Source organism: Polynucleobacter sp. 39-46-10 (assembly GCF_002282275.1).
This window is the reverse complement of record NZ_NCJB01000330.1, coordinates 1-2,429: the sequence shown is the minus strand read 5'-3', so window position 1 is coordinate 2,429 and position 2,429 is coordinate 1. Positions and strand designations below refer to the sequence as shown.

The 2,429-nt window shown below is 46.4% G+C and carries 3 protein-coding genes; 2 read left to right on the top strand and 1 reads right to left on the bottom strand.

The features are described 5' to 3' along the window. Positions 1–60: 60 nt before the first annotated feature. Both B7X71_RS15245 and B7X71_RS15240 read left to right on the top strand, forming a co-directional pair. Positions 61–1,008 carry a hydrogen peroxide-inducible genes activator gene (locus tag B7X71_RS15245; RefSeq protein ID WP_293601303.1) on the top strand — a complete coding sequence of 316 codons (948 nt, stop codon included), beginning with the start codon at positions 61–63 and terminating at the stop codon, positions 1,006–1,008. Positions 1,009–1,087: 79 nt separating this feature from the next. Further along, positions 1,088–2,188, top strand: coding sequence for an alkene reductase (locus B7X71_RS15240; RefSeq protein WP_293601302.1), 1,101 nt, complete (start codon positions 1,088–1,090; stop codon positions 2,186–2,188). A gap of 42 nt (positions 2,189–2,230) precedes the next feature. On the opposite strand, the gene B7X71_RS15235 is transcribed toward B7X71_RS15240, so the two are convergent. After that, the gene (locus B7X71_RS15235) at positions 2,231–2,407 is read right to left on the bottom strand and encodes a hypothetical protein (RefSeq protein ID WP_215301116.1); all 177 of its coding nucleotides are present in this window, start codon (positions 2,405–2,407) and stop codon (positions 2,231–2,233) included. Between the last annotated feature and the right edge of the window lie 22 nt (positions 2,408–2,429).

Sequence of the window (2,429 nt, the reverse complement as noted above, 5' to 3'; positions counted from 1 at the left end):
CCAATAAATAATAATGATATTATTTATCTAATAAATCGATTATAGGGAGTTTTGCAACATATGACTGCTTTACCTTCATTACGTCAGTTGCGCTATTTTGTAGCCATTGCTCAAGAGCTGAACTTTACTAGGGCTGCAGAGACCTGTTTCGTTGGTCAGTCGACCTTAAGTGCAGGCTTAAAGGAGCTTGAGGATGGTCTAGGCGTGCGCTTGGTAGAGCGAGATCGCCAAAACGTGGCCATTACTCCAATTGGTATGGAGATTCTGGAGAGAGCTAAGGCAATCTTGGCCTCATCTCAGGATTTGGTGGAATATGCGGATGCAGCTGGCAAGCCGATGTCTGGAACCATTCGCCTTGGCGTGATTCCGACTATCGCACCATTCCTATTGCCAAATGTATTGCCAGATATTCGGGAGCATTACCCCAATCTAAAAATTGCCTTGCGCGAAGACTTAAGCGCTAATCTCTTAGCGCGTCTAGTGGATCACCAACTGGATTTTGCATTAATTGCATTGCCATATGACACGGCCGGTCTATTAGTAAAAGAGCTGTTTGTCGATGAATTTTGGGTGGTAGCCAGAGCAGACGATCCAGCTCTTAAAGGCAAGGACATTCACCTACCCGCAAAAATGGCTGAACGCTTATTGCTGCTGGAGGAGGGGCACTGTCTTCGCGATCACACTATGCAAGCCTGTAAGCGCTCTGATATTCGGAATGCAGATGGTGTGGAGGCAACGAGTCTGCTCACTTTGTTGCAAATGGTGGAGTCTGGCATGGGCATTGCACTGCTGCCTGAGATGGCGGTCAAGGGAGGGCTCTTAAATGGCACGACATTGCTTGCTCGGCCATTAGCTCCACCCGCTCCTAAGAGGGTGATCGCGCTTGTGGCTCGAGCATCTACTGCACATCTTGAAGAGTTCCAGGCGCTCGCTGAAAGTATTGAAGCTAGATTTAAGTCTAGCCCAAGAATTAGTCGTGGCAGTCGCAAGAGTTTTCAAAGAGTCTAGTGAGGTGTCTGCAGGACTATGCTATCCCTGCTAAAGTTGCCCCATTAATAAATGTATCTAATTTAAAAGAAAGTAGTTCATGTCTGGAAAAGAAATCATGTTTACCCCCGTCAAACTTGGCGCCATTGAATTAAAAAATCGCTTGGTGATGGCTCCACTTACCAGAATGCGCGCTATCGAAGGGGATGTGCCAAGCCCTTTAGCAAAAACATACTATGCACAAAGAGCAAGTGCTGGCCTGATCATCAGTGAAGCAACGCAAATTTCTGCTATCGGCAAGGGCTATCCAGGAACCCCTGGAATTTATTCCGCCGAGCAAACAGCTGCTTGGAAAGAGATTGTGAGTGCGGTACATGCTAAGGATGGCAAGATGGTTGCTCAACTATGGCATGTGGGCCGTATTTCTCATTCCTCATTGCATCCTGAGCAGGGTATGCCTGAGGCTCCATCTGCTATTGCCCCCGCAGGCCAAACTTACGGCGCTGACTGGAAGTTACACGATTACGAAACTCCGAAGGCAATGACGACTGCGGATATTGCTCGCCTATTAAAAGATTTTGAATTGGCTGCTGCCAATGCCAAAGCGGCAGGTTTTGATGGTGTAGAAATTCATGCTGCCAATGGTTATTTATTGGATCAGTTTTTACAAGATAAAACCAATCAACGTACTGACGAGTATGGTGGCTCAATTGAAAATCGTATTCGTCTTCTAGGCGAAGTGATTGAATCGGTTGCTAAAGTCTTTTCAAATGATCGTATTGGCGTGCGTTTATCACCTTACGGCAGCTTTAATGACATTGCTGATAGCGATCCGATTGCCTTATTCAACGCAGTGATTCAAAAGCTCAATGGCTATCACTTGTCCTATGTCCATATGATTGAGCCGCGATCTACTACTGCTGGCGGTAATGATCAGGTGAACTCTGAGGCACCCATTACTTCAGAGATATTCCGAGCTGCATATCAGGGTCAATTCATTAGTGCCGGTGGATATGATCAAGCCATGGGTGAGGCCGTTTTAGAGGCTGGCTTGGCAGACGCTGTAGCTTATGGTCGTTTGTATATTGCTAATCCGGACTTAGCAGAGCGTTTCCAGAAGGGTGCAACCCTGAATCCCTATAACCGTGCAACGTTTTATGGTGGGGCAGAAGCGGGATATACGGACTACCCAACGCTGTAATCTAAAAAGATTGATACAGGTCTCTATCGAAAGATGGGGGCCTTATTTTTTGTCCTCAGGATCTTTCAATAGATCGTAGTGGTTTGCAAGGAGTAGTAGCGCAATGGAAGCGCAACCCATGGCAAAGAATTCCCATTGATGCAGCATGGCAGTACCGATAACAGTCATCAAAATTGTCCAGCCAACTGCCATCTTGGCTTTTTTGCTTAAGGGTTTCATATATCAGAGTCAGTGTGAAATT